Below are 25,871 nucleotides of genomic sequence, written 5' to 3' on the forward strand. Positions count from 1 at the left end.
CGGGATGATTTTTCGCGTGAAAAGTTGGTTGTTGGCGGCAACGGTTTTGCTGTGCGCGCAGGCCGGTGCGGCAAACTTGTCAGATATTCAGGTCTCCAACGGAGACGCACAGGCGCGAATTACCTTTAGTTTTGTCGGCGATCCGGACTACAGCTTTTCGCAAGACGATAAGCGCAGCGTGGCGCTGGATATTAAACAGACGGGTGTGATTCAGGGATTACCGCTGCAGTTCAGCGGCAATAATCTGGTGAAAAGCATTCGCTCTGGCACGGCAAAAGACGCTCAGTCGCTGCGGCTGGTGGTCGATCTCACACAAAATGGCAAAACGCGTGCGGTGAAGCAGCAAAACGGGTCCAACTATACCGTGGTGTTTACCATTAACGCCGATGCTCCACCTCCGCCACCACCACCGGTTGTTGCCAAACGTATGGACGCTCCGCTGGTTGCGCCACGTCCCTCTCAGCCTGCGAAAAATCCTTTCAAAGCAGAAAGTGAGCGTGTGACCGGGGCGATCAGCAGTAATACGGTCACTCGTCCGGCGGCTCGCGCCAGTGCGGTCAGCGGCGAAAAAGTGATTATTGCCATCGATGCGGGCCACGGCGGGCAGGATCCCGGTGCGATTGGGCCGGGTGGCACACGTGAGAAAAACGTCACTATTGCCATAGCGCGGAAACTGCGTTCGCTGCTCAATGACGATCCGATGTTCAAAGGGGTCATGACGCGTGACGGAGACTATTTTATCTCGGTGATGGGGCGCTCTGACGTAGCCCGTAAGCAAAATGCGAATTTCCTCGTCTCCATTCATGCAGACGCCGCACCCAATCGTAATGCAACGGGCGCCTCCGTATGGGTGTTGTCAAACCGCCGAGCGAACAGCGAAATGGCGAACTGGCTTGAGGAGCACGAGAAGCAATCTGAACTGCTGGGCGGCGCGGGCGATGTGCTGGCGAACAGCCAGTCAGATCCCTATCTCAGCCAGGCCGTTCTGGATTTACAATTCGGTCATTCCCAGCGTGTCGGTTATGATGTGGCGACAAACGTACTGAACCGGTTGCAGAGCATTGGTTCGCTGCACAAGCGTCGTCCTGAGCATGCCAGCCTGGGCGTATTGCGCTCGCCGGATATTCCGTCCATCCTGGTGGAGACGGGCTTTATCAGTAACAACGGCGAAGAACGTCTGTTGGCCAGCGAAAGCTACCAGCAGCAAATTGCCGAGGCGATTTACAGCGGTCTGCGTAATTATTTCGCCGCGCATCCACTGCAATCAGCGCCGCAGGGCGGCGCCGGTCAAACGGCCAGCGCCGCGCTGCCGGGCGAAATGAGCGCGACCCACTAAGGAGAAATCATGCCGATTCAGGTTCTGCCGCCGCAGCTTGCGAACCAAATCGCCGCCGGTGAGGTGGTGGAACGTCCTGCATCGGTCGTGAAAGAGCTGGTTGAAAACAGCCTCGATGCCGGTGCAACCCGCATCGATATCGATATCGAACGCGGTGGCGCTAAGCTTATCCGTATTCGTGACAACGGCTGCGGAATCAAAAAAGACGAACTGGCGCTGGCGCTGGCGCGTCACGCCACCAGTAAAATTGCCTCGCTCGACGACCTTGAGGCCATCATTAGCCTCGGTTTTCGCGGTGAGGCGCTGGCCAGTATTAGCTCCGTTTCCCGCCTGACGCTTACCTCTCGCACCGCTGAACAGCAGGAAGCCTGGCAGGCGTATGCGGAAGGGCGAGACATGGACGTGACGGTTAAGCCAGCCGCCCATCCGGTGGGGACGACGCTGGAAGTGCTGGATTTGTTCTATAACACCCCCGCTCGCCGCAAGTTCATGCGCACCGAGAAAACCGAATTTAGCCATATTGACGAGATCATTCGCCGCATCGCGCTGGCGCGTTTTGACGTGACGATCAACCTGAGCCATAACGGCAAAGTGATACGTCAGTACCGCGCAGTCGCGGATGAGAGCCAGAAAACCCGGCGTTTAGGGGCCATTTGCGGCGCGGCGTTTGTTGAGCAGGCGCTGGAAATAGAGTGGCAGCATGGCGATCTGGGTATGCGAGGCTGGGTGGCCGATCCCAGCGCGGTGAATCCCGCCTTTGCCGAGATCCAGTACTGCTATGTGAATAACCGCATGATGCGCGACCGGCTGATTAACCACGCCATCCGTCAGGCCTGCGAAGACAAACCGGGTGCCGACCAGCAGCCCGCGTTTGTGCTCTATCTTGATATCGACCCGCACCAGGTCGACGTGAACGTTCATCCGGCGAAGCATGAAGTGCGTTTTCATCAGTCGCGTCTGGTGCACGATTTTATTTATCAGGGGGTGTTGAGCGTCCTGCAACAGCGGGCCGAGCCGACGCTGCCCTTAACGGATGAGGCCCCGGCGGCCCGTCCGCTTCCAGAAAACCGTGTCGCGGCGGGACGCAACCACTTTGCTGAACCTTCAACGGCGCGCGAGTCCGTTTCACCGGCATACAGTGCGGGCAGCGGCAGTCCACGTTCGACGGGGGCTAACTATCCGCATGCGCCTGGCTATCAAAAACAGCAGGGCGCGTTGTACAACAAATTGCTTGAGACACCTGCCGTCACGCGTAAAGAGCCGCCTTTGCCGTCTCAACCCGCCCTGAATGGACACAGCCAGAGCTTTGGTCGGGTATTAACCATCATCGCGCCGGATACGGCGGTGCTGGAACGTGATGGTCAATTGATTCTGCTGGCCTTAACGGTAGCTGAACGCTGGCTTAAACAGGCACAGCTCACGCCGGGCGTTAATGCCGCCTGTGCGCAACCTTTGCTCATACCTGTCCGGCTGAAGGTGTTACCTGACGAAGCGGCAGTCATAAAACGGGCAACGGCCCTGTTGGCGGAAATGGGTATTGAATGTGTCGTTGAGGCGCAGCATGTGACCGTTCGCGCGGTGCCTTTACCCTTACGCCAACAAAATTTACAAAACTTGATTCCTGAACTGATAGGCTACCTGGCGAAACAGTCAACGTTCGATGCGGCTAATACTGCACAGTGGATGGCACGACGCTTAGCGAGTGACCACAATCCATGGAATATGGCCCAGGCCATTACCGTACTGGCAGAAGTTGAACGTCTTTGTCCTCAACTGGTCAAAGCGCCGCCGGGTGGCTTATTACAACCTATTGATTTGCATTCGGCGATGAAAGCCCTGAAAGATGAGTGATGTAAGTAAGGCGAGCCTGCCTAAGGCGATATTTTTGATGGGGCCAACGGCCTCCGGCAAAACCGCGTTAGCCATTGAGCTACGTAAAGTTTTGCCAGTAGAGTTGATTAGCGTCGATTCTGCCCTTATTTATCAGGGGATGGATATCGGCACGGCGAAGCCAGACGCGGAAGAACTGCGTGCGGCACCGCACCGGTTGTTGGATATTCTCGACCCGGCGCAGGCCTGGTCGGCCGCCGATTTCCGTCGGGACGCGTTAGCGCAGATGGCAGAAATTACAGCCGCGGGACGGATCCCGCTGCTGGTGGGTGGAACCATGCTCTATTTCAAGGCGTTGCTGGAGGGATTATCACCTCTTCCGTCGGCGGATCCTGAAGTCAGAGCAAAGATTGAGCAACAGGCGGCAGAGCAGGGCTGGAGCGCGTTGCATGCGCAACTGGAACAGATTGATCCGGTGGCGGCAGCACGGATTCATCCAAATGATCCGCAAAGGCTTTCCCGGGCACTGGAAGTTTTTTTCATTTCGGGTAAAACTTTAACGGAACTGACGCAAACGTCAGGAGAGGCTCTGCCGTATCAGGTGTATCAGTTCGCCATCGCCCCGGCGAGCCGTGAACTGCTCCATCAGCGAATTGAGCAGCGTTTTCATCAGATGTTAGCTTCAGGTTTTGAAGCAGAAGTGCGAGCGTTATTTGCTCGCGGAGATTTGCATACGGACATGCCTTCCATTCGTTGTGTCGGATATCGCCAGATGTGGTCATACATTGAAGGCGAAATCTCATACGATGAAATGGTTTATCGAGGTATTTGCGCCACCAGACAGTTGGCGAAGCGCCAGATCACCTGGTTGCGCGGCTGGGACGGAATTCACTGGTTAGACAGTGAGAAACCGGAGCAGTCGTTCAACGATGTTTTACAGGTAGTGGGTGATATCGCACACTGAATGTGTACAATTAAGCCGTACCGTGCGCAATTTTCAGAATCGCAAGGTTCTAAGTACATAACAAGCATATAAGGAAAAGATAGAATGGCTAAGGGGCAATCTTTACAAGATCCGTTCTTGAACGCACTGCGTCGTGAACGTGTTCCAGTTTCTATTTATTTGGTGAATGGTATTAAGCTGCAAGGTCAGATTGAGTCTTTCGATCAGTTCGTGATTCTGTTGAAAAACACGGTCAGCCAGATGGTTTATAAGCACGCTATTTCTACTGTTGTTCCGTCTCGCCCGGTATCTCATCACAGCAACAACGCTGGCGGCGGCACAGGTAGTAACTATCATCATGGCAGCAACGCGCAAGGTTCTTCTGCTCCTGCGCAGGACAGCGAAGAAACCGAATAAGGTTACGAGCTGTTTATCCACACGGGGAGCCAGAATTTCTGCGTTCCCCGCTGATTTATCTTGAGGATTATACGCTTGTTTGACCGCTATGATGCCGGTGAGCATGCGGTACTGGTACACATCTATTTTACGCAAGACAAAGATATGGAAGACCTCCAGGAGTTTGAAGCTCTGGTCTCTTCCGCTGGCGTCGAAGCAATGCAGGTGATTACTGGTAGCCGTAAAGCACCGCACCCGAAGTATTTTGTTGGTGAAGGTAAAGCAATCGAAATCGCGGAGGCTGTAAAAGCGCTCGGCGCCTCAGTCGTGCTGTTCGATCATGCGCTATCTCCGGCTCAGGAACGTAATCTTGAACGTCTGTGCGAATGTCGGGTTATCGATCGTACAGGGCTGATATTAGACATTTTTGCTCAACGTGCACGTACCCATGAGGGGAAACTGCAGGTTGAACTGGCGCAGTTGCGCCATCTGGCCACCCGTCTTGTACGTGGCTGGACCCACCTTGAAAGACAAAAGGGCGGGATCGGTTTACGTGGCCCGGGTGAAACCCAGCTCGAAACCGACCGTCGATTATTACGTGGCCGTATTACCCAGATCCTCTCACGTCTGGCCCGAGTGGAAAAACAGCGTGAGCAAGGGCGTCATTCGCGAACCAAAGCTGACATTCCGACGGTGTCGCTGGTGGGGTATACCAACGCCGGTAAATCTACCCTCTTTAATCAAATTACTGAGGCCCGGGTTTATGCCGCAGACCAGCTGTTTGCGACCCTGGACCCCACGCTTCGTCGCATTGATGTGGCGGACGTAGGCGAAACTGTACTGGCGGATACCGTTGGGTTTATCCGCCATTTGCCGCACGATTTGGTTGCGGCCTTTAAAGCGACATTACAAGAGACGCGTCAGGCGACTCTGCTGCTGCATATTATCGATGCGGCTGATGTTCGAGTGCAGGAAAACATCGATGCTGTGAATACCGTGCTGGAAGAGATCGACGCGCACGAGATTCCCACACTATTGGTGATGAACAAAATCGATATGCTTGAGGACTTTGAACCGCGTATCGATCGAGATGAAGAGAACAAACCGATTCGGGTCTGGCTTTCAGCCCAGACTGGAGTGGGTGTGCCACTCCTTTTCCAGGCTTTGACAGAACGTCTTTCCGGTGAGGTCGCTCAGCACACGCTGCGTTTGCCACCACAGGAAGGTAAACTGCGCAGCCGGTTTTATCAGCTTCAGGCGATAGAAAAAGAGTGGATGGAGGATGACGGCAGCGTGGGAATGCAGGTGCGTATGCCGATCGTTGACTGGCGTCGCCTCTGTAAACAAGAACCTGCGCTGGTCGACTACATCGTCTGACCAGAAAGGGAAGCCTGAATAATTCGCCCTTGCATAACAAATATGGAGCATATACATGGCGTGGAATCAGCCCGGTAATAACGGACAAGACCGCGACCCGTGGGGAAGCAGCAATAATCAAGGCGGCAACTCTGGGGGAAATGGCAACAAAGGTGGTCGCGAGCAGGGTCCTCCCGATCTGGACGATATCTTCCGCAAGCTAAGCAAAAAACTTGGCGGTCTGGGAGGTAAAGGTTCCGGTTCGGGTGGTAATAGCCCTCAAGGTCCGCGCCCGCATATTGGTGGCCGTGTAGTGGGCATCGTTGCCGCTGCCGTGGTGATCATTTGGGCAGCCAGTGGCTTCTATACCATTAAAGAAGCCGAGCGCGGTGTCGTCACGCGCTTTGGTAAGTTTAGCCATCTGGTTGAGCCGGGCCTGAACTGGAAGCCAACCTTTATCGATAACGTGACCGCGGTTAACGTGGAATCCGTGCGTGAACTGGCGGCGTCCGGTGTGATGCTGACCTCTGACGAGAACGTTGTTCGCGTTGAGATGAACGTCCAGTACCGCGTCACCGATCCGCAGCACTACCTGTTTAGCGTGACCAGCGCAGATGACAGTCTGCGCCAGGCGACCGACAGCGCGTTGCGCGGTGTGATCGGCAAGTACACCATGGACCGCATTCTGACCGAAGGTCGTACCGTTATTCGTAGCGATACCCAGCGCGAGCTGGAAGAGACGATTCGCCCGTACAACATGGGTATTACCCTGCTGGACGTTAACTTCCAGGCTGCTCGTCCGCCAGAAGAGGTCAAAGCGGCCTTTGATGATGCCATTGCTGCCCGTGAAAACGAACAGCAGTACATCCGTGAAGCCGAAGCGTACACCAACGAAGTGCAGCCACGTGCTAACGGTCAGGCGCAGCGTATTCTTGAAGAGGCGCGTGCCTATAAGACCCAGACCATCCTGGAAGCACAGGGTGAAGTGGCTCGCTTTGCGAAGCTTCTGCCGGAATACAAAGCGGCCCCGGAAATTACCCGTGAACGTCTGTATATCGAAACCATGGAGAAGGTGCTGAGCCATACGCGTAAAGTGCTGGTCAACGAAAACAAAGGTGGCAACCTGATGGTTCTGCCGCTGGACCAAATGCTGAAAGGCGGGAATACCTCAGGCGCAAAACAGGATACGAGCGGCGCGAATAATCTGCTGCGTCTGCCTCCGGCCTCCTCAGGCAGCGCGGGTGCGAAATCCACGTCTTCTTCAAACGATGGTGACATCATGGACCAACGTCGCGCTAACGCGCAGCGTAACGACAGCCAGCGTCAGGGGGAATAACGATGCGTAAGTCAGTTATTGCGATTATTATCATCGTGCTGGTAGTGCTTTATGCCTCTATCTTTGTGGTGAAAGAAGGCGAACGCGGTATTACGATGCGTTTTGGCAAAGTATTGCGTGACGATGAAAACAAACCGCTGGTCTTCGAGCCGGGTCTGCACTTTAAGCTCCCGATTATTGAATCAGTGAAAATGCTCGATGCCCGTATCCAGACAATGGATAACCAGGCTGACCGTTTCGTGACCAAAGAGAAAAAAGACCTGATCGTCGATTCGTACATCAAATGGCGTATCAGCGATTTCAGCCGCTACTATCTGGCAACGGGCGGCGGTGACGTCTCTCAGGCCGAAGTGCTGCTGAAACGTAAATTCTCTGACCGTCTGCGTTCTGAAATTGGTCGTCTGGATGTGAAAGACATTGTCACCGACTCGCGTGGCCGTCTGACGCTGGAAGTGCGTGATGCATTGAACTCCGGTTCTGCAGGCACCGAAGATGAAGTCGCGACGCCAGCTGCCGATGATGCGATTGCTAAAGCGGCAGAGCGCGTTCAGGCTGAAACCAACGGCAAAGTGCCGGTGATCAACCCGAACAGTATGGCTGCACTGGGTATCGAAGTGGTTGACGTGCGTATCAAGCAGATCAACCTGCCGGTGGAAGTGTCTGAAGCGATCTACAACCGTATGCGCGCTGAGCGTGAAGCGGTAGCGCGTCGTCACCGTTCACAAGGTCAGGAAGAAGCTGAGAAGCTGCGTGCAACGGCGGACTACGAAGTGACGAAGACGCTGGCAGAATCTGAACGCCAGGGCCGTATTATGCGTGGTGAAGGGGATGCTGAAGCTGCCAAACTGTTTGCGGATGCTTTCAGCCAGGATCCGGACTTCTATGCCTTTATCCGTAGTCTGCGTGCTTACGAGAACAGCTTCCAGAGCAACCAGGACGTCATGGTGCTCAGCCCGGACAGCGATTTCTTCCGCTACATGAAATCGCCAGGCAACGTGACCCGTTAAGTTTTCGGCTCTCCGTTGTTAAACCACCGCTCTCAACGGAGCGGTGGTTTTTTTTATAAGGAATGCAAATGAACTCCACGATTATCCTCGCGCTGGCGTTAGTGCTGGTGCTGGAAGGGTTAGGACCGATGCTGTATCCAAAGGCCTGGCGGCGAATGATTTCGAGCCTGGCACAATTGCCCGATAATATTTTGCGTCGTTTTGGCGGCGGTCTTGTGGTTGCCGGAGTGGTGATCTACTACATGTTGAGGAAAACGATTGGCTGATCAAAAAGTGGTCGGATTTAGTCTAATCTGAGGTCAAAAAGTGCTGTAACTCTGAAAAAGCGGTGGTAGAATCCATTTTTAAGCAATCGGTGATTTTTAAAATGGGTAACAACGTTGTCGTACTGGGCACCCAATGGGGTGACGAAGGTAAAGGGAAGATCGTCGATCTTCTGACTGAACGTGCTAAATATGTTGTACGCTATCAGGGTGGTCATAACGCTGGCCATACTCTCGTAATCAACGGTGAAAAGACCGTCCTCCATCTTATTCCATCAGGTATTCTTCGCGAAAATGTGACCAGCATCATCGGTAACGGTGTTGTTTTGTCTCCTGCTGCGCTGATGAAAGAGATGAAAGGCCTGGAAGACCGTGGTATCCCGGTTCGCGAGCGTCTGCTGCTCTCCGAAGCTTGTCCTCTTATTCTTGACTATCACGTTGCGCTGGATGTGGCACGTGAAAAAGCCCGTGGCGCGAAAGCTATCGGCACCACAGGTCGCGGCATCGGCCCGGCTTATGAAGATAAAGTCGCTCGTCGCGGTCTGCGCGTTGGTGACCTGTTCGACAAAGCCACCTTCGCTGACAAACTGAAAGAAGTGATGGAATATCACAACTTCCAGCTGGTGAACTTCTACAAAGTTGACGCCGTTGACTACCAGAAAGTGCTGGATGATGTCATGGCGGTTGCGGATATCCTCACAGGTATGGTTGTGGATGTGTCCGATCTGCTGGACCAGGCGCGCAAGCGTGGCGATTTCGTCATGTTTGAAGGTGCGCAAGGTACGCTGTTGGATATCGACCACGGTACCTACCCGTACGTTACCTCTTCTAACACCACCGCAGGTGGCGTAGCGACCGGTTCTGGCTTGGGTCCACGTTATGTGGATTACGTTCTGGGCATCATCAAAGCGTATTCCACTCGCGTGGGTGCAGGTCCATTCCCGACCGAGCTGTTTGATGAAACCGGCGAGTTCCTCTGCAAGCAGGGTAACGAGTTTGGCGCGACCACGGGTCGTCGTCGTCGTACCGGCTGGCTGGATATCGTTGCGGTTCGTCGTGCTGTGCAGATCAACTCCCTGTCTGGCTTCTGCCTGACCAAGCTGGACGTGCTGGACGGCCTGAAAGAAGTGAAACTGTGCGTGGGCTATCGCATGCCGGATGGCCGTGAAGTAACCACCACCCCGCTGGCGGCTGACGATTGGGAAGGTATCGAACCAATCTATGAAACCATGCCGGGCTGGTCCGAAACCACCTTTGGCGTGAAAGAGCGTAGCGGTCTGCCTCAGGCAGCCCTGAACTACATCAAGCGTATTGAAGAACTGACCGAAGTGCCGATTGATATTATCTCTACTGGCCCTGACCGTTCTGAAACAATGATTCTGCGCGATCCGTTCGACGCATAATCCTTGTCATGCTGGCCTGCGGGGTAACTCGCAGGCTGGATAAGCGCAGTGCCATTCGGCGATCGCGCGCTGTTCCTCGCTTTTTCCCCCTTTCAGTTCAAATAAATTAACCGCTAAGTATCTGGCTGGTTTATCATCAATAGTGAATATTTCTGCGGTTTGACCGCGTTTTCCCTTTTCCTGAGGTTGATGTGCAGTTAACGAGTTTCACCGATTACGGCTTACGTGCGCTGATTTACATGGCGTCGTTGCCACAAGGACAAATGACCAGTATCTCGCAGGTAACCGAGGTCTACGGCGTGTCCCGTAATCATATGGTCAAAATAATCAATCAACTTAGCCGTGCGGGATACGTTACTGCCGTCCGCGGGAAAAACGGAGGCATCCGCCTCGGTAAACCGGCACAGAGTATTCGAGTTGGGGATGTGGTGCGTGAACTAGAGCCTTTGTCTCTGGTCAACTGCAGCAGTGCCTTTTGCCACATTACGCCCGCTTGTCGCCTGAAACAGGTGCTTTCTCAGGCCGTGCAAAGTTTTCTCAAGGAACTGGATAACTACACGCTGGCCGATTTGGTTGAAGAGAATCAACCACTTTATAAATTATTGCTGGTGGAATGAAGAAAATTTCCACCGGAGCTGACAACGGAGGAACCGACATGTCACAAGATCCTTTCCAGGAACGCGAAGCCGAAAAGTACGCGAATCCTATCCCAAGCCGCGAGTTCATCATTGAACACTTAACTAAACGCGAAAAACCCGCTAATCGTGAAGAACTTGCTGAAGAATTACATATTGAAGGCGAAGAGCAAATTGAAGGCCTTCGTCGCCGTCTGCGCGCCATGGAACGTGACGGCCAGCTGGTCTTCACTCGCCGCCAGTGCTATGCGCTGCCGGAACGTCTCGATCTGCTGAAAGGCATCGTCATTGGCCACCGCGATGGCTTTGGCTTCCTGCGCGTTGAAGGGCGCAAAGACGATCTCTATCTCTCGTCCGAGCAGATGAAAATGTGTATCCATGGCGATCAGATCCTGGCGCAGCCGCTGGGTGCCGATCGTAAAGGTCGTCGTGAAGCGCGCGTTGTGCGCGTTCTGGTGCCGAAAACCAGCCAGATCGTGGGCCGCTACTTCACGGATGCCGGTGTGGGCTTCGTGGTGCCTGACGACAGTCGCCTGAGCTTTGACATTCTCATCCCGCCGGAAGAGGTAAAAGGCGCGCGCATGGGCTTTGTGGTGGTCGTTGAGCTGACTCAGCGTCCAACCCGCCGCACCAAGGCAGTGGGTAAAATCGTCGAAGTGCTGGGCGATAATATGGGGACCAGCATGGCCGTGGATATGGCGCTGCGTACGCACGAAATCCCGTACGTCTGGCCAAAAGCGGTTGAAGACCAGGTTGAAGGCCTGAAAGAGCAGGTCCCTGAAGAAGCCAAAGTGGGTCGCGTTGATTTGCGTAGCCTGCCGCTGGTCACCATTGATGGTGAAGACGCCCGCGACTTCGATGATGCCGTCTACTGTGAGAAAAAACGCGGCGGTGGCTGGCGTTTATGGGTCGCGATTGCTGACGTCAGCTATTATGTACGCCCTGGCACGCCGCTGGATAGCGAAGCGCGCAGCCGCGGGACGTCCGTGTACTTCCCGTCGCAGGTTGTGCCGATGCTGCCTGAAGTCCTCTCAAACGGTCTGTGCTCCCTGAATCCGCAGGTTGATCGCTTATGTATGGTGTGTGAGATGACCATCTCCACCAAAGGGCGTCTGACCGGTTATAAATTCTATGAAGCGGTAATGAGTTCCCATGCACGTCTGACCTATACCAAGGTCTGGCACATGCTGCAGGGCGATGGCGAGCTGCGCGAGCAGTATGCCCCGCTGGTCAAACACATCGAAGAGCTGCATAACCTCTACAAAACGCTGGATCAGGCGCGCGAAGAGCGCGGCGGGATCTCCTTCGAAAGCGAAGAGGCGAAGTTTATCTTCAACGCCGAGCGCCGCATCGAGCGTATCGAACAGACGCAGCGTAACGATGCGCATAAGCTGATTGAAGAGTGCATGATTCTGGCAAACATCTCTGCGGCACGGTTTGTTGAGAAAGCGAAAGAGCCTGCGCTGTTCCGTATTCACGATAAGCCAACCAATGAAGCTATCACCGCCTTCCGCTCTGTGCTGGCGGAGCTGGGTCTGGAACTGCCAGGCGGCAGCAAACCTGAGCCACGTGACTACGCCGAACTGCTGGAATCCATTGCCGATCGTCCTGATGCGGAAATGCTGCAAACCATGCTGCTGCGCTCGATGAAGCAGGCCATTTACGATCCGGAAAACCGCGGTCACTTTGGCCTGGCGCTTCAGTCCTATGCGCACTTTACCTCGCCGATTCGTCGTTATCCGGATCTCTCTTTGCACCGCGCCATCAAGTATCTGGTTGCGCAGGAGCAGGGACACAAAGGCAATACCACGGAGACCGGTGGGTATCACTACTCCATGGAAGAGATGCTCCAGCTTGGTCAGCACTGTTCCATGGCTGAGCGCCGTGCCGATGAAGCCACTCGCGACGTGGCTGACTGGCTGAAGTGCGACTTTATGCTGGACCAGGTGGGTAACGTCTTTAAAGGCGTCATTGCCAGCGTCACTGGTTTTGGTTTCTTTGTGCGCCTTGATGAGCTGTTCATTGACGGGCTGGTCCACGTCTCGTCCCTGGATAACGATTATTATCGTTACGATCAGGTGGGGCAGCGTCTCACTGGCGAGTCGGGTGGTCAAACATACCGTCTGGGCGATCGCGTGGAAGTGAAAGTCGAAGCCGTGAATATGGACGAGCGTAAGATTGATTTCAGCCTGATTTCCAGCGAACGCGCGCCACGTAACGTCGGCAAAACCGCACGCGACCACGCCAAAAAAGGGTCTGGCGGAAAAAGTAACGGCAAGCGTCGTCAGGCGGGTAAAAAGGTGAACTTCGAGCCGGACAGCGCATTCCGCGGCGGTAAAGACAAACCGAAATCAGCGAAGCCGCCAAAAGCGAAACAAGAGAAAAGCGCTAAAAAGCCTTCCGCGAAGACGCAGAAAATAGCGGCTGCCACGAAGGCGAAACGCGCAGCGAAGAAAAAAGTGGCGGAGTAATTTCCCCACCCCAGCCCTCTCCCACCGGGGAGAGGGAGAATGTCCTGTAGGCCGGGTCAGCGCAGCGCAACCCGACAAAAAGTCATAATGAGAACCATCAATGAGTGAAATGATTTACGGCATCCATGCGGTGCAGGCCCTGCTGGAGCGCGCACCAGAGCGTTTTCAGGAAGTCTATATTCTGAAAGGGCGTGAAGATAAACGTCTGCTGCCGCTGATCCATGCGCTGGAAGCGCAGGGCGTCGTGATTCAACTGGCAAGCCGCCAGTTCCTCGACGAAAAAAGCGAGGGTGCGGTACACCAGGGGATTATTGCGCGTGCCAAACCGGGTCGTCAGTACCAGGAAAACGATCTGCCGGATTTGCTTGCCCAGCTGGATAACCCGTTCCTGCTGATCCTTGATGGCGTGACCGACCCGCATAACCTCGGCGCCTGCCTGCGTAGCGCAGACGCTGCCGGTGTGCATGCGGTGATCGTGCCACGCGATCGCTCAGCACAGTTGAATGCCACCGCGAAAAAAGTCGCCTGCGGCGCAGCGGAAAACGTGCCGTTGATTCGTGTGACCAACCTGGCACGCACTATGCGTCAGCTGCAGGAAGAGAACATCTGGATTGTCGGGACCGCAGGGGAAGCCGATCATACTGTCTACCAGAGCAAACTGAACGGGCGCCTGGCGCTGGTGATGGGAGCAGAAGGCGAAGGTATGCGTCGCCTGACGCGCGAACATTGCGATGAGCTGATCGGTATTCCCATGGCCGGGAGCGTCTCTTCTCTGAACGTCTCCGTGGCGACGGGCATCTGCCTGTTCGAAGCGGTGCGTCAGCGCGGCCTATAAACAACAAGGCCGTCCTGTGGACGGCCTTTTGTGTTTTCGCCCTTACCCACGGGTGAGGGCTGCAGACGGTGATTTTCTTACTCCTCCAGTGACCGTAAGTGGTCATCCTTCCTGAGCGTCATAAGCGCCACCAGACTCACCACCGCCGTTGCCATCACGTAGTAGGCCGGGATATCCAGATTGCCGGTTTGCTTGATAAGGCCGGTAATGATCAGCCCCGCGCAGCCCGAGAAAATGGCATTCGAGAGCGAGTAGGCCAGTCCTAGACCCGTATAGCGCACGCGCGTCGGGAACATTTCTGACAGCATCGCCGGACCAGGGCCAGCCAGCATGCCAACCAGTCCACCGGCAATCAGCACCACCATCGCTTTTATCGCCAGGGTACTGGATTCCGCCTGCAGTATTTTCAGCAGCGGCAGCGCAAGAACCAGCAGCAAGACCGTGGCAATCATCATCACCGTGCGACGCCCGATGCGATCGCTCATGATACCCGCCGGAATAATGGTGATCGCAAAACCAATGTTGGAGATCACCGCAATCAGCAGTGCCTGGTTGAACCCTGTATGCAGAGCCGACTGTAGATAGGTCGGCATAATAACCAGATAGGTATACCCCGCAGCGGACCACACCATTACCCGCCCAATTCCCATAGCAATGGCTTTCAGCGTATCCGTGGTGCGCGCCTGAGCGACGGCGGGCTTCACCTGTTGTTTGACGAAGCTGGGGGTCTCCTCCATGCTCACCCGCAGCCACAGCGCCACAATACCCATTGGCAACGCGAGGAAGAAGGGAATACGCCAGCCCCAGTCATGCAATGCTTCGGGCGTCAGCAGCGCTGAGAGCAGCGCGACGATGCCCGCACCTGCCAGCAGACCCAATGCCACGGTAAAGGATTGCCACGCCCCGTAGAGGCCTCTCTTGCCGCGTGGTGCGAACTCTGTCATCAGCGATACGGCGCCGCCATATTCTCCGCCGGCAAACAACCCCTGCAAAATGCGCAGCCCGGTAATGATTAACGGCGCGGCGATACCAATACTGGCATAGACCGGCACCAGGCCAATGGCCGCGGTGGCGAGCGTCATCAGAACCAGCACGATGATGAGCGTCGGTTTACGGCCAATGCGATCGCCCATGCGCCCAAAGACCACCGCGCCAAGTGGACGGAAGAAAAAGGCGATAGCGAAAGAGGCGTAGGTCAGGATCAGGCTGGTCAGGCCCGACTCTCCCTCAAGCTGGAAGAAGTTTTTCGCAATGACGGTGGCCATAAAGCCATACACCGCAAATTCATACCATTCGATGAAGTTGCCGATAGAGCCAGCAATTAAAGCGCGCTTATGGGCATCTGGCGCAGAGTGTGAAGCGTGCATAATCATTCTCTTCTGAAAGGTGAGAATAAATTATTCAACACATTTGCGGATGTGAAATAGTTTATTCTTATATTGTGTGAGCTGTTTCACGAATGCATTCAGTGAGATCGTCACGCTGTGACCTCACTCCCATGCAGTGCCGCCGTTGGCTGTCCATACTTGCTGTATGGCCATTGAAGGAGGGACGCACATGCACTGGCAGACACATACCGTGTTTAATCAACCTTCACCACTCTCAAACAGCAACCTTTTTTTGTCGGACTGCGCGCTTCGCGAGGCGGTCGCCCGTGAGGGCGGCGACTGGGACGTGGAGCTGCTGGCGAGTATTGGACAGCAGCTGGGCACCGCAGAGTCGCTGGAGCTGGGCAGGCTGGCGAACATCAATCCACCGGAACTTTTACGCTACGATGCCACCGGAGCACGGCTGGACGACGTTCGCTTTCATCCCGCCTGGCATCTGCTTATGCAGGGATTGTGCGCCAATCGTGTCCATAATCTGGCGTGGGAAGATCGGGCCCGTAAAGGGGCGTTTGTCGCCCGGGCGGCGCGCTTTATCCTCCATGCGCAGGTCGAAGCGGGTACGCTTTGCCCCATCACCATGACCTTTGCCGCCACGCCATTGCTGCAACAGGCGCTGCCCAAACCGTTTCACGACTGGCTACCGCCGTTATTAAGCGATCGTTACGATCCGCATTTAGCGCCGGGCGGGCAGAAGCGAGGGCTGTTGATCGGCATGGGAATGACGGAAAAGCAGGGCGGTTCGGATGTGCTGAGCAATACGACCCGCGCCGATAAAAACAGCGACGGTAGTTACCGACTGGTTGGGCATAAATGGTTTTTCTCGGTGCCGCAAAGCGATGCGCATTTGGTTCTGGCTCAGGCGAAGGGCGGTCTGTCGTGCTTTTTCGTTCCGCGTTTTCTGCCTGACGGACAGCGAAATGCCGTGCGTCTGGAGCGGCTAAAAGACAAGTTGGGTAATCGTTCAAACGCCAGCGCTGAGGCGGAGTTTTTCGATGCGTGCGGCTGGCTGCTGGGGGAAGAGGGGGAAGGCGTGCGGCAAATCCTTAAGATGGGCGGACTGACGCGTTTTGACTGCGCGCTGGGCAGCCACGGTCTTATGCGTCGTGCGCTATCAATTGCGCTGTTCCATGCGCATCAGCGCCAGACCTTTGGCAAAAACCTGGTCGATCAGCCAGTCATGCGTGAGGTATTAAGTCGAATGGCGCTGCAGCTGGAAGGGCAAACGGCGTTTTTGCTTCGGCTGGCGCGGGCCTGGGACCAGCGGGCGCATGAACACGAGGCCGCCTGGGCACGACTCTTTACCCCCGCGGCCAAATTTAGCGTCTGCAAGGCGGGTATACCCTTCGTGGCGGAGGCGATGGAAGTCCTCGGTGGGGCAGGTTACTGCGAAGAGAGTGAACTCCCGCGCCTGTACCGTGAAATGCCGGTAAACAGCATCTGGGAAGGCTCCGGCAATATCATGTGCCTCGACGTGCTGCGGGTGATGGCGAAGCAGCCAGGGATGATTGACGTGCTGAACGAGGATTTTGCTCAGGTGAAGGGGCAGGATCGCCATTTCGACCGCAGCTGGCGTCAATTACAGCAAAAGCTGCGCAAACCTCAGGAGGCTCAGGCCCGGGAGATCGCCCGGCAGCTCTTTCTGCTGGGTGCCGGCGCGCAAATGTTGCGGCACGCTTCGCCGCCGGTCGCGCAGGCATGGTGCCGTATGATGATGGATCCCCGGGGCAGCATGTTGCTCAGTGAGCAGGTAAAAAATGATTTGCTGCTGCGTGCCACGGGGAGGGTAGTTTAAGGCTTTAAGCGGAAAATACTGACCAGTTCTGTCAGATGCGATCCTTTCTCGCGCAGCGTTTGGGCCGTTTGCTCGCTGCGTGAGACGCGATCCGCATTGATATGCGATGCTTCGCCAATATGCGCCATGGCCAGATTAACCTGACGGATCCCCGCTGATTGCTCATGCGAGGCATGGTTAATTTCGCCCACCAGCTGGCTGATGTTATCAATATGAACAATGATAGAGTCCATCGCATGACGGGTTTGCTCTGAAAGCTGATGCCCTTCACTCACCTTTTTCAGCGTATCGCCAATCAGTTGTTCAATCTCTTTCACCGCATTGGCGCTTCGCGCGGCCAGCGCACGGACTTCCTGCGCGACAACGGCAAACCCTTTGCCGTGTTCACCCGCGCGTGCGGCCTCAACGGCCGCGTTCAGTGCCAGGATATTGGTCTGGAAGGCGATAGACTCAATCACGCGGGTGATGTCTTCAATGCGTTTTGAGGCGTCACGGATATCGTCCATGGTGGCCACGGCGTGTCCTACCGTCTCGCCGCCCTGATGCACGGCGCGAGAGGTTTCATTCACCAGCTGCTGCGTCTGCTCCATATTGGCCGCATTCTGCTGCACCGTTGCGGCCAGCTGTTCCATGCTGGCCGAAGTCTCTTCAACGCTGCTGGCCTGCTTGTTAATCTGTTCAGAGATCTCGCCGCTGTCGGAAGCCAGAGCGTTGGTCCCCAGATGGATATCGCCCGCTGATTCACGAACCTGCTGAACGATAGTCTGTAAACCACCCCCGATGCCATTGATGGCCACGATCAATTGACCGACTTCATCCTGGCGTGTCACCGGCAGTTCTGCCCGCAAATCTCCCGCGGCGTACTGACGCGCCAGGTGAATGACGCTATGCAGCGGACGGGTTAACCAGCGACGAATAATGACCACAAACAGCAGGGCAAACAGGGCAGAAAGCACCGCGCCCGCCAGCAGGAAACGGTCCCGCAGGGCGGTGACGTTCTTCAGCAGCACCGATTTATCCACTTCGCCAATAATGGTCCAGTTCCAGCCAGGCATTGGGGTGTAAGCCATTTTAAGCGTGCGGCCATCATCGCTGATGCGCTCGAGCGTACCGGACTGACCGCTCATTACCGCCTGTTGGATGTCGCTTGCCCACGCGGGCAACTGGCCTTCTTTATCAGCGTGGAACAGGTATTGGCCGCGCGTTTTGCCCTGGCCGCGATCGAGCACATAGAAGTGACCGCTTTTGCCCAGGCGTCGGCTGAGAATTTTTTCACGCATGATGTTCCATGACTGCGTGATATCGACGCCTACAAAGATGATCGCAATCACCTGCCCGCCCGCATCTTTGACCGGCTGATACTGGGTGATATAACGCTTGCCGAAAAGCAGCGCCAGGCCCCGGTAAACCTCACCTTTCGTCACGGAAGCAAAGGCCGGGCTGGTGGTATCCAGTACCGTACCGATGGCTCGCTCGCCGTTCTCTTTGCGCAGTGACGTTGCGACGCGGATGAAATCATTACCGCTGCGGACAAACAGCGTTGAAATGGCACCCGTGCGGTTTAAAAAGTCATCAGAAAGCGCGCTGTTTTCATGCAGCTCGGTCTCCCCACCTTTCAGCAGCGGAACGGTCTGGTTATTGATAGTCCGGCTCTGGCTGGCGTCGATGTTCAGCGGTTGGGGCAGGAAGGTGGAGAAGAGTTTGGTATAGCTCTCCACTTCTTCGCTCAGGCTGGTATTGAACATCTGCACCATATCAACCATGCCGGTAGACTGATTATGCAGGTCTTCCACGGCCAGGGTTTCAAGCTGTTCGCTGGCTTTATGGCTCAGAAGATAGGTGAATAGCAGAAACAGTGCCGCCACACTGATGCCGGTCAGCAGAGAGAGTTTGGTGCCCAGTCCCGCGCGGCGGAAAAAGTTGATCATAAATTGCTCATTGTCGAAAAGGTATGGCAGTTCAACGGCAGAGCGCGGATAACATTTATCGATTTCATGTAACAAATTGTTACATGGCTGTTATGACTGGGTTGCAGAGCGGAGTAAGCATGTGTAAAAACAGAAAAGCCACTGAAATTACGTGGCTTTTTTATAGGATTCAGGCGTAAAGAATGGCTTTCACCTGCCACTGATCGGCACGGTTGTTTTCCTGCATTTGAACGATTCGGTACCAGGTGGCGCCCTGCTCATCGGCTTTTAAGGCGATGACGCGCTCAACGTCCTGCAGGCTTCCGGAAATATTATTCACCGAGATAAGCCCTATTTCGTTCAAACCTGTAACGCAATCTGCGCTGGCGAACTCGGCGGATTGTGCGGTGGTGCTCACCAGCCCGGCTGAGAGCAAGAGTGAGGTTAAAGCAAGCGATCGTTTCATAGTCAACTCCATTTCACAGGTTTCCGGTATCCGCCGGGCAATCCTTCGCGAATAAACTCATTTCCTTTGTCACAGGCATGCAGTTTATTGTGAACAGGAAAACGTCTATGGACGCAAAGCAGTGTAAATGTCGCTTAAATTCTGAACGTTACTTGCGATACAAAATTGCCTGTGAGTACCATTGTCCCGTAACGATCGTTTCGTCGACCATAATAATCACGTAATAATCGGCGTTTGCAGCGACAGCTTTTGCTTTAATAGCATCTTGCGCATCATCCGGAGAACCGCGCACCAGAACGCTAACCGTCCCCATTCGCTGTAATCCCTCAGTTTGATTACGATGAATCTCCTGAGGATGATCGGCAACCGGGGGAGCAGGTTGCGGTGTGCCTTGCAGCGCGCTACAGCCCGCTAATACTGACACCAGCCATAAAGCAGCAAACCTTCGCATAGCCATATCTCGTTTCCTGATAGTCATAGTGTAGATGTCTGCGAATTTCCTTTTGGGGGAATGTTCCCAAACTGTTATCTGTAACGTAAATTTCGAATGAAAATGTCGTGAAAGCGTAATCCAGTTCTCAACATTATGAATCACCCACACGAATAAGGAGCAGCCATGATTGAGTTAACGACCCGGAGACTGGGTGACCACGAAATTTTACACGCTTATCCGGCGGGAAAAGCGACACAGCCATTACCGGTTATTATTTTTTATCATGGGTTTACTTCATCAAAACTGGTCTATAGCTACTTTGCGGTAGCGCTGGCGCAGGCGGGGTTTCGTGTCATCATGCCCGATGCGCCCGATCATGGTTCGCGTTACCGCGGCGATGAACAGTCTCGCCTGGGACAGTTCTGGCCAATTCTTCATGGTAACCTGGTGGAGTTCGCTGGGCTCCGTGACGCTCTCTTTGCCGCCGGGCTGGTGGCCGATAAACGTCTGGCTGTGGCCGGCGCTTCAATGGGGGGAATGACGGCGTTGGGTATTATGACGCAGCATCCAGAAGTCACCTGTGTGGCGAGTCTGATGGGGTCGGGGTATTTTTTGACGCTGGCGGACACGCTGTTTCCACCCTCGGGTGATTCAGAGGCCGTTCGCGCATCATTGCGCGCATGGGACGTCACAGATGCGCTGCCGCGCCTTGCTGACAGGCCGCTTTTTTTATGGCACGGCGAAGCGGATGACGTCGTGCCCGCCGGGGAAACCTTCCGCTTACAGCAGGCATTGATTCGCGAGGGGCTGGATAAACGCCTCACCTGCGTCTGGGAAGCAGGCGTGCGGCATCGCATTACCCCGACGGCGCTTGACGCAACCGTCGATTTCTTTTTAAAGAACCTTTAAACGCGCAGGATTTTCACGCCCTGATCCGCCAGTTTCTGAAGGATCTGCGGATTGGCGTTTTTGCCGGTGATCACCATATCGATCTGCTCGGCGCGACTGAACAACATACCGGCACGCTCGCCGACCTTGCTGCTGTCGACCAACACCACCAGTTTGCCGACGACGTTGAGCATATTCTGCTCGGCCATCGCGGTTAGCATATCGGTTTTGTACAGGCCATCCGCAGTGAGACCCTTACCGCTGGTAAACATCCAGTGACCGGCGTAAAGGCTGTTTTCGCTGTCCTGTGGGCTGAGGGTAATCGACTGGCTCTTATTGTATTGCCCCCCCATGATCACCACGCTTTCATGCTCCTGATCGATGAGAAAGTTGGCCAGCGGCAGGTAGTTGGTGATGATTTGCACCGGCTTGCCGCACATTTCACGGCCCAGCAAAAAGGCGGTAGACCCACAGTTAATCACCACGCTTTCACCAGGATTAACCAGCTGCGAGGCGGCGCGGGCAATGCGGATTTTTTCGTCATGGTTTAACGCCTGATGAATGTTCATGGGCGTCCAGCGCGGGCGCTGCTGGCTAATGGCTTCCGCGCCATTGCGCACTTTTTTCAACTTGCCGCTTTCATCCAGCTTATTGATATCCCGGCGTGCGGTCGCGGGCGAAATCCCTAAACGTTCGATAACTTGTTCGACGGTAACAAACCCCGTTTGCGCCAGGAGTTCCAGTAAAATTTGATGCCGTTGCGCTTCCGTCATGAGCTATTCCGATAAAAATTGATTTTAAAAGATAATATTTGAAATAGCCTGAAATTACTAAGCAAAAGATGAATCGCCAGACTCAGGGTCTGGCGATAAAAGATCGCGAAAGTGACGCGAATTCTTACAGGAACGATTTGAACGGCAGGTCAGGCTCGACAGTGAAGCAATCATCAAAACCGCGAGGGTAATGGTATTCGACGTTATCTTTATCCAGCGGCCAGGTAAACTTACCGCCGACCTGCCAGATGAAAGGCTTGAAGCCATACTTCAGCCGGTCTTTTTTCATCTCCCACAGGACGCGGATTTCCTGCGGATCGGCCTGGAAGTTTGACCAGATATCATGATGGAAAGGGATCACCACTTTGGTGTTCAACGCTTCGGCCATACGCAGCATGTCGGCGCTGGTCATTTTGTCCGTGATGCCACGCGGGTTTTCCCCGTAGGAGCCAAGCGCGACGTCGATCTGATGTTCGTTACCGTGTTTCGCGTAATAGTTGGAGTAGTGCGAGTCACCGCTGTGATACAGCGAGCCTCCCGGCGTTTTGAACAGATAGTTGACGGCACGCGCGTCCATGCCGTCCGGTAAAACACCCGCGGCTTTTTGATCGGCGGGCAGGGTAATCAGCGCGGTCCGGTCAAAAGCATCCAGCGCATGGATCTCAATGTCTTTGATTTTCACCACATCGCCCGGCCTCATGACGATGCACCGTTCTTTTGGCACCCCCCAGCCAATCCACAGATCCACGCAGGTCTGTGGCCCGATAAACGGTACGTCGTCGGCGCAGTTTTGCATAACGGCGGCGGCCACGTTCACATCGATATGATCGTTATGATCGTGCGTGGACAGGACGGCATCGATCTGGCGAATCGCAAAGGGATCAAGCACAAAGGGCGTCGTGCGCAGGTTCGGCTGAAGCTTTTTCACGCCTGCCATACGCTGCATCTGGTGGCCTTGCTTCATCAGCGGATTGCCGTGGCTTTGCTTGCCGGTTCCACACCAGAAATCCACGCAAAGGTTGGCGCCGCCTTCTGATTTTAGCCAGATACCCGTACACCCGAGCCACCACATCGCAAAGGTGCCCGGCGCAACCTGCTCTTGCTCGATCTCCTCATTTAGCCAGCTGCCCCATTCCGGGAAAGTGCTCAGGATCCAGGATTCACGGGTGATGCTGTTCACTTTACTCATCGTTCGACTCCCTGTTTTTAATCATAAATAATCATATGGTGATTTGTTGTGATTTATACTGTCACCAGTTAATCATCATTGCAACGGCAAATTTGCTGTTTTTACTGAGTCTGAAAGTGAGGTCAGGACAGGTCAGAAATCAGGTGATAGTGGTGATCTTCTTCTATCTGCATGTAAAGTATGGTTAATTTTCACGGTGTTGATGTGAAATGAAAATCACTATTAACTGTGTGGAAATAATTTGCGTGATGCGTCACAAATAATCAATTTCAATCTTGTGGTGATTATTTGTGATTACTAGAGTGAGGGCACTTTACGCATGAGGGTTCGCCCTCTCGTCCCCATTTTCTGGAGAATGCAATGGAAGTCCTCTACAGCGTCTTTACCGTCTTCTTCAATCAGGTTATGACCAACGCACCGCTGTTGCTGGGTATCGTTACCTGTCTCGGCTACATCCTGTTGCGCAAAAGCGCGAGCGTGATTGTGAAAGGCACGATTAAAACAATCATTGGTTTTATGTTGTTGCAGGCAGGTTCGGGCATTTTAACCAGCACTTTCAAGCCCGTTGTCGCCAAAATGTCGGAGGTTTACGGCATTAACGGGGCTATCTCCGATACTTACGCCTCCATGATGGCCACCATTGAGCGCATGGGTGAGGCCTACAGCTGGGTGGGCTATGCCGTTCTGCTCGCTCTGGCGCTGAACATTACCTACGTCCTGCTACGCCGCCTGACGGGCATTCGCACGATCATGCTCACCGGCCATATCATGTTCCAGCAGGCGGGGCTGATCGCTGTCTTCTTCTACATCCTGGGTTACCCGATGTGGACCACGATTATCTGTACTGCCGTGCTGGTCTCCCTGTACTGGGGAATTACCTCGAACATGATGTACAAACCCACGCAGGACGTGACCGACGGCTGCGGTTTTTCCATCGGACACCAGCAGCAGTTTGCCTCCTGGATTGCGTACAAACTCGCCCCGTTCCTCGGTAAGAAAGAAGAGAGCGTAGAAGATCTCAAACTGCCGGGCTGGCTCAATATTTTCCATGACAACATCGTCTCTACCGCCATCGTAATGACCCTTTTCTTTGGCGCGATTCTGCTCTCCTTCGGCATCGACGTGGTTCAGGCGATGGCAGGCAAAACCCACTGGACTATTTACATCCTGCAGACGGGCTTCCAGTTCGCGGTGGCGATTTTCATCATCACCCAGGGCGTGCGTATGTTTGTGGCTGAGCTGTCCGAAGCCTTTAACGGTATCTCTCAACGTCTTATCCCGGGTGCCGTGCTCGCCATCGACTGCGCCGCCATTTATAGCTTTGCTCCTAACGCCGTCGTCTGGGGCTTTATGTGGGGCACCATCGGCCAGCTGATCGCGGTGGGTATTCTGGTGGGCTGCGGCTCCTCAATTCTGATCATTCCAGGCTTTATCCCGATGTTCTTCTCTAACGCCACGATTGGCGTGTTTGCCAATCACTTTGGCGGCTGGCGCGCCGCGCTCAAAATCTGTCTCGTGATGGGCATGATTGAAATATTTGGCTGCGTCTGGGCAGTCAAACTGACCGGGATGAGCGCCTGGATGGGCATGGCGGACTGGTCGATTCTGGCACCGCCGATGATGCAGGGCTTCGCCTCTCTCGGCATCGTCTTTATGGCGGCCATTATCCTGATTGCACTGGCTTATATGGTCTTCGCCGGGCGCGCATTACGCGCTGAAGAAGACGCAGAAAAACAACTGGCAGAGCACTCTGCTTAATAAGGAGTTCCGATTATGACCGTACGTATTCTGGCTGTATGTGGAAATGGGCAAGGTAGCTCCATGATCATGAAAATGAAAGTGGACCAGTTTCTGACGCAGCAAGGCGTGGATCACACGGTAAATAGCTGTGCCGTGGGTGAATACAAGAGCGAGTTGGGCGGTGCGGATGTGATTATTGCCTCAACCCATATCGCCGGTGAAATCACCGTCTCCGGAAACAAATATGTGGTGGGGGTTCGCAATATGCTTTCTGCCGCTGATTTCGGCCCAAAACTGATGGAGGTGATCAACGCGCACTTCCCGAATGATGTGAAATAAGGACGTGTCATGAAATTACGTGATTCGCTGGCGGAAAATCATTCCATTCTTTTGCAGGCGGATGCCAGCAACTGGCAGGACGCCGTCAAACTCGGCGTGGATTTGCTGGTCAGGGCGGATGTCGTGGAGCCGCGCTACTACCAGGCCATCCTGGATGGCGTTGCACAGCATGGACCTTATTTTGTGATTGCGCCGGGTCTGGCAATGCCGCATGGCCGCCCGGAAGAAGGCGTAAAAAAAACCGGCTTCGCGCTGGTGACGCTCAAAACGCCGCTGGTCTTCAACCATGAAGATAACGATCCCGTCGATATCCTGATCACCATGGCGGCTGTGGATGCCAACACCCATCAGGAAGTCGGCATTATGCAAATCGTCAATCTGTTTGATGATGAAGAAAATTTCGACCGTTTACGCGCCTGCCGCACCGAGCAGGACGTGCTGGATTTAATCGATCGCGCCACTGCGGCGGCACGTTAAGAAGGAACTGAAAATGTCATTACCTATGTTGCAGGTTGCGCTTGATAACCAGACCCTGTCTCACGCTTACGAAACCACCCGCCTGATTGCTGAAGAGGTGGACATTATAGAAGTCGGCACCATTCTGTGTGTCGGTGAGGGCGTGCGTGCCGTACGCGACTTGAAAGCGCTCTATCCGCATAAAATTGTGCTGGCAGATGCCAAAATCGCCGATGCCGGCAAAATACTCTCGCGGATGTGCTTTGAGGCGAACGCTGACTGGGTCACCGTGATTTGCTGTGCCGATATCAACACCGCGAAAGGCGCGCTGGACGTGGCGAAGGAGTTTGGCGGCGACGTGCAGATTGAGCTGACGGGCTTCTGGACCTGGGAACAGGCGCAAGCGTGGCGTGATGCCGGGATTCAGCAGGTGGTCTATCACCGCAGCCGTGACGCGCAGGCCGCCGGTGTTGCCTGGAGCGAGGCCGATATCAGTGCGATCAAACGTCTGGCGGATATGGGCTTCAAGGTCACCGTAACGGGTGGTCTGGCGCTCGACGATCTCCCGCTGTTCCAGGGCATTCCGATTCACGTGTTTATCGCTGGTCGCAGTATTCGCGATGCTGCTTCGCCGGTTAAAGCCGCGCGCCAGTTTAAACGCTCCATCGCCCAGCTGTGGGGATAAGGAG

Annotated in this window: 24 protein-coding genes; 18 read left to right on the forward strand and 6 right to left on the reverse strand. The window is 54.7% G+C overall.

Annotation, left to right across the window (positions count from 1 at the left end; translation table 11 throughout):
• Positions 1 to 4 precede the first annotated feature (4 nt).
• The 12 genes from amiB (at position 5) to rlmB (ending at position 13,811) form a co-directional block, all read left to right on the forward strand.
• The gene (gene amiB, locus LZP96_RS06565; RefSeq protein WP_064324543.1) at positions 5 to 1,336 is read left to right on the forward strand and encodes an N-acetylmuramoyl-L-alanine amidase AmiB; all 1,332 of its coding nucleotides are present in this window, start codon (positions 5 to 7) and stop codon (positions 1,334 to 1,336) included.
• Positions 1,337 to 1,345: 9 nt separating this feature from the next.
• Positions 1,346 to 3,187, forward strand: a complete 1,842-nt coding sequence (mutL, locus tag LZP96_RS06570) for a DNA mismatch repair endonuclease MutL (protein WP_064324544.1) — start codon at positions 1,346 to 1,348, stop codon at positions 3,185 to 3,187.
• Entirely contained in the window at positions 3,180 to 4,130 is a 951-nt protein-coding gene (gene miaA / locus LZP96_RS06575) for a tRNA (adenosine(37)-N6)-dimethylallyltransferase MiaA (RefSeq protein WP_064324545.1), read from the forward strand. The genes mutL and miaA overlap by 8 nt, the downstream gene beginning before the upstream one ends.
• A gap of 84 nt (positions 4,131 to 4,214) precedes the next feature.
• Positions 4,215 to 4,526, forward strand: coding sequence for an RNA chaperone Hfq (gene hfq / locus LZP96_RS06580; protein WP_006810391.1), 312 nt, complete (start codon positions 4,215 to 4,217; stop codon positions 4,524 to 4,526).
• A 75-nt stretch (positions 4,527 to 4,601) separates the two neighbouring features.
• Positions 4,602 to 5,882: a ribosome rescue GTPase HflX gene (hflX, locus tag LZP96_RS06585; protein WP_258925751.1), complete on the forward strand. Its 1,281-nt coding sequence runs from the start codon at positions 4,602 to 4,604 to the stop codon at positions 5,880 to 5,882.
• Between the two features lie 55 nt (positions 5,883 to 5,937).
• Complete coding sequence (gene hflK / locus LZP96_RS06590; protein ID WP_064324547.1) at positions 5,938 to 7,197, forward strand: FtsH protease activity modulator HflK; 1,260 nt, start codon at positions 5,938 to 5,940, stop codon at positions 7,195 to 7,197.
• Between the two features lie 2 nt (positions 7,198 to 7,199).
• Positions 7,200 to 8,204: a protease modulator HflC gene (gene hflC / locus LZP96_RS06595; protein WP_064324548.1), complete on the forward strand. Its 1,005-nt coding sequence runs from the start codon at positions 7,200 to 7,202 to the stop codon at positions 8,202 to 8,204.
• A 68-nt stretch (positions 8,205 to 8,272) separates the two neighbouring features.
• Positions 8,273 to 8,470: a DUF2065 domain-containing protein gene (locus tag LZP96_RS06600; RefSeq protein WP_064324549.1), complete on the forward strand. Its 198-nt coding sequence runs from the start codon at positions 8,273 to 8,275 to the stop codon at positions 8,468 to 8,470.
• 101 nt (positions 8,471 to 8,571) lie between these two features.
• Positions 8,572 to 9,870: an adenylosuccinate synthase gene (locus tag LZP96_RS06605; protein WP_064328051.1), complete on the forward strand. Its 1,299-nt coding sequence runs from the start codon at positions 8,572 to 8,574 to the stop codon at positions 9,868 to 9,870.
• 191 nt (positions 9,871 to 10,061) lie between these two features.
• Positions 10,062 to 10,487 carry a nitric oxide-sensing transcriptional repressor NsrR gene (gene nsrR, locus LZP96_RS06610; protein ID WP_064324550.1) on the forward strand — a complete coding sequence of 142 codons (426 nt, stop codon included), beginning with the start codon at positions 10,062 to 10,064 and terminating at the stop codon, positions 10,485 to 10,487.
• Between the two features lie 38 nt (positions 10,488 to 10,525).
• Positions 10,526 to 12,976: a ribonuclease R gene (gene rnr / locus LZP96_RS06615; protein ID WP_064324551.1), complete on the forward strand. Its 2,451-nt coding sequence runs from the start codon at positions 10,526 to 10,528 to the stop codon at positions 12,974 to 12,976.
• Positions 12,977 to 13,076: 100 nt separating this feature from the next.
• Entirely contained in the window at positions 13,077 to 13,811 is a 735-nt protein-coding gene (gene rlmB, locus LZP96_RS06620; RefSeq protein WP_064324552.1) for a 23S rRNA (guanosine(2251)-2'-O)-methyltransferase RlmB, read from the forward strand.
• A 77-nt stretch (positions 13,812 to 13,888) separates the two neighbouring features.
• Here rlmB and LZP96_RS06625 read toward each other — a convergent pair whose 3' ends face one another.
• Entirely contained in the window at positions 13,889 to 15,178 is a 1,290-nt protein-coding gene (locus LZP96_RS06625; protein WP_064328052.1) for an MFS transporter, read from the reverse strand.
• A 190-nt stretch (positions 15,179 to 15,368) separates the two neighbouring features.
• Between LZP96_RS06625 and LZP96_RS06630 the strand changes: the two genes are divergently transcribed.
• Entirely contained in the window at positions 15,369 to 16,991 is a 1,623-nt protein-coding gene (locus LZP96_RS06630; protein WP_064324553.1) for an isovaleryl-CoA dehydrogenase, read from the forward strand.
• Here LZP96_RS06630 and LZP96_RS06635 read toward each other — a convergent pair.
• From LZP96_RS06635 to bsmA, 3 genes are all read right to left on the reverse strand, one after another.
• Positions 16,988 to 18,919, reverse strand: coding sequence for a methyl-accepting chemotaxis protein (locus LZP96_RS06635; protein WP_064324554.1), 1,932 nt, complete (start codon positions 18,917 to 18,919; stop codon positions 16,988 to 16,990). The genes LZP96_RS06630 and LZP96_RS06635 overlap by 4 nt on opposite strands.
• A 169-nt stretch (positions 18,920 to 19,088) precedes the next feature.
• Positions 19,089 to 19,376, reverse strand: coding sequence for a DUF1471 family protease activator YjfN (yjfN, locus tag LZP96_RS06640; RefSeq protein ID WP_064324555.1), 288 nt, complete (start codon positions 19,374 to 19,376; stop codon positions 19,089 to 19,091).
• A gap of 136 nt (positions 19,377 to 19,512) precedes the next feature.
• On the reverse strand, positions 19,513 to 19,842 hold the full coding sequence (bsmA, locus tag LZP96_RS06645) for a biofilm peroxide resistance protein BsmA (protein WP_071892312.1): 330 nt from the start codon (positions 19,840 to 19,842) through the stop codon (positions 19,513 to 19,515).
• Positions 19,843 to 19,980: 138 nt separating this feature from the next.
• On the opposite strand from bsmA, the gene yjfP reads away from it, so the two are divergent.
• Positions 19,981 to 20,706, forward strand: coding sequence for an esterase (gene yjfP, locus LZP96_RS06650; protein ID WP_064324557.1), 726 nt, complete (start codon positions 19,981 to 19,983; stop codon positions 20,704 to 20,706).
• Here the strand turns inward: yjfP and ulaR are convergent.
• The gene (ulaR, locus tag LZP96_RS06655) at positions 20,703 to 21,458 is read right to left on the reverse strand and encodes an HTH-type transcriptional regulator UlaR (RefSeq protein ID WP_064324558.1); all 756 of its coding nucleotides are present in this window, start codon (positions 21,456 to 21,458) and stop codon (positions 20,703 to 20,705) included. The two genes, yjfP and ulaR, sit on opposite strands and share 4 nt — an antisense overlap.
• Positions 21,459 to 21,582: 124 nt before the next feature.
• The gene (gene ulaG / locus LZP96_RS06660) at positions 21,583 to 22,647 is read right to left on the reverse strand and encodes an L-ascorbate 6-phosphate lactonase (protein ID WP_064324559.1); all 1,065 of its coding nucleotides are present in this window, start codon (positions 22,645 to 22,647) and stop codon (positions 21,583 to 21,585) included.
• 360 nt (positions 22,648 to 23,007) lie between these two features.
• Here ulaG and ulaA point away from each other — a divergent pair, with 360 nt between their 5' ends.
• From ulaA to LZP96_RS06680, 4 genes are read left to right on the forward strand one after another with little or no spacing between them, the layout of a single operon-like run.
• On the forward strand, positions 23,008 to 24,405 hold the full coding sequence (ulaA, locus tag LZP96_RS06665) for a PTS ascorbate transporter subunit IIC (protein ID WP_064324560.1): 1,398 nt from the start codon (positions 23,008 to 23,010) through the stop codon (positions 24,403 to 24,405).
• A gap of 15 nt (positions 24,406 to 24,420) precedes the next feature.
• On the forward strand, positions 24,421 to 24,726 hold the full coding sequence (gene ulaB / locus LZP96_RS06670; RefSeq protein WP_064324561.1) for a PTS ascorbate transporter subunit IIB: 306 nt from the start codon (positions 24,421 to 24,423) through the stop codon (positions 24,724 to 24,726).
• A gap of 9 nt (positions 24,727 to 24,735) precedes the next feature.
• Positions 24,736 to 25,203, forward strand: a complete 468-nt coding sequence (gene ulaC, locus LZP96_RS06675; protein WP_064324562.1) for a PTS ascorbate transporter subunit IIA — start codon at positions 24,736 to 24,738, stop codon at positions 25,201 to 25,203.
• Between the two features lie 13 nt (positions 25,204 to 25,216).
• Positions 25,217 to 25,867, forward strand: coding sequence for a 3-keto-L-gulonate-6-phosphate decarboxylase UlaD (locus LZP96_RS06680; RefSeq protein ID WP_064324563.1), 651 nt, complete (start codon positions 25,217 to 25,219; stop codon positions 25,865 to 25,867).
• Positions 25,868 to 25,871 lie beyond the last annotated feature (4 nt).

The organism is Huaxiibacter chinensis (genome assembly GCF_022171985.1).
Lineage (GTDB): Bacteria > Pseudomonadota > Gammaproteobacteria > Enterobacterales > Enterobacteriaceae > Enterobacter > Enterobacter chinensis_A.

Excerpts from the sequence above, each read along its gene's own strand:
- hfq (WP_006810391.1), top strand. The coding sequence starts at position 4,215 with ATGGCTAAGGGGCAATCTTTACAAGATCCGTTCTTGAACGCACTGCGT.
- yjfP (WP_064324557.1), top strand. The coding sequence starts at position 19,981 with ATGATTGAGTTAACGACCCGGAGACTGGGTGACCACGAAATTTTACAC.
- LZP96_RS06635 (WP_064324554.1), bottom strand. The coding sequence starts at position 18,919 with ATGATCAACTTTTTCCGCCGCGCGGGACTGGGCACCAAACTCTCTCTG.
- ulaB (WP_064324561.1), top strand. The coding sequence starts at position 24,421 with ATGACCGTACGTATTCTGGCTGTATGTGGAAATGGGCAAGGTAGCTCC.
- LZP96_RS06625 (WP_064328052.1), bottom strand. The coding sequence starts at position 15,178 with ATGCACGCTTCACACTCTGCGCCAGATGCCCATAAGCGCGCTTTAATT.
- ulaR (WP_064324558.1), bottom strand. The coding sequence starts at position 21,458 with ATGACGGAAGCGCAACGGCATCAAATTTTACTGGAACTCCTGGCGCAA.
- amiB (WP_064324543.1), top strand. The coding sequence starts at position 5 with ATGATTTTTCGCGTGAAAAGTTGGTTGTTGGCGGCAACGGTTTTGCTG.
- hflC (WP_064324548.1), top strand. The coding sequence starts at position 7,200 with ATGCGTAAGTCAGTTATTGCGATTATTATCATCGTGCTGGTAGTGCTT.
- ulaC (WP_064324562.1), top strand. The coding sequence starts at position 24,736 with ATGAAATTACGTGATTCGCTGGCGGAAAATCATTCCATTCTTTTGCAG.
- rnr (WP_064324551.1), top strand. The coding sequence starts at position 10,526 with ATGTCACAAGATCCTTTCCAGGAACGCGAAGCCGAAAAGTACGCGAAT.
- LZP96_RS06600 (WP_064324549.1), top strand. The coding sequence starts at position 8,273 with ATGAACTCCACGATTATCCTCGCGCTGGCGTTAGTGCTGGTGCTGGAA.
- bsmA (WP_071892312.1), bottom strand. The coding sequence starts at position 19,842 with ATGACTATCAGGAAACGAGATATGGCTATGCGAAGGTTTGCTGCTTTA.
- yjfN (WP_064324555.1), bottom strand. The coding sequence starts at position 19,376 with ATGGAGTTGACTATGAAACGATCGCTTGCTTTAACCTCACTCTTGCTC.
- ulaA (WP_064324560.1), top strand. The coding sequence starts at position 23,008 with ATGGAAGTCCTCTACAGCGTCTTTACCGTCTTCTTCAATCAGGTTATG.
- miaA (WP_064324545.1), top strand. The coding sequence starts at position 3,180 with ATGAGTGATGTAAGTAAGGCGAGCCTGCCTAAGGCGATATTTTTGATG.
- ulaG (WP_064324559.1), bottom strand. The coding sequence starts at position 22,647 with ATGAGTAAAGTGAACAGCATCACCCGTGAATCCTGGATCCTGAGCACT.
- LZP96_RS06605 (WP_064328051.1), top strand. The coding sequence starts at position 8,572 with ATGGGTAACAACGTTGTCGTACTGGGCACCCAATGGGGTGACGAAGGT.
- hflK (WP_064324547.1), top strand. The coding sequence starts at position 5,938 with ATGGCGTGGAATCAGCCCGGTAATAACGGACAAGACCGCGACCCGTGG.
- LZP96_RS06680 (WP_064324563.1), top strand. The coding sequence starts at position 25,217 with ATGTCATTACCTATGTTGCAGGTTGCGCTTGATAACCAGACCCTGTCT.
- LZP96_RS06630 (WP_064324553.1), top strand. The coding sequence starts at position 15,369 with ATGCACTGGCAGACACATACCGTGTTTAATCAACCTTCACCACTCTCA.
- rlmB (WP_064324552.1), top strand. The coding sequence starts at position 13,077 with ATGAGTGAAATGATTTACGGCATCCATGCGGTGCAGGCCCTGCTGGAG.
- mutL (WP_064324544.1), top strand. The coding sequence starts at position 1,346 with ATGCCGATTCAGGTTCTGCCGCCGCAGCTTGCGAACCAAATCGCCGCC.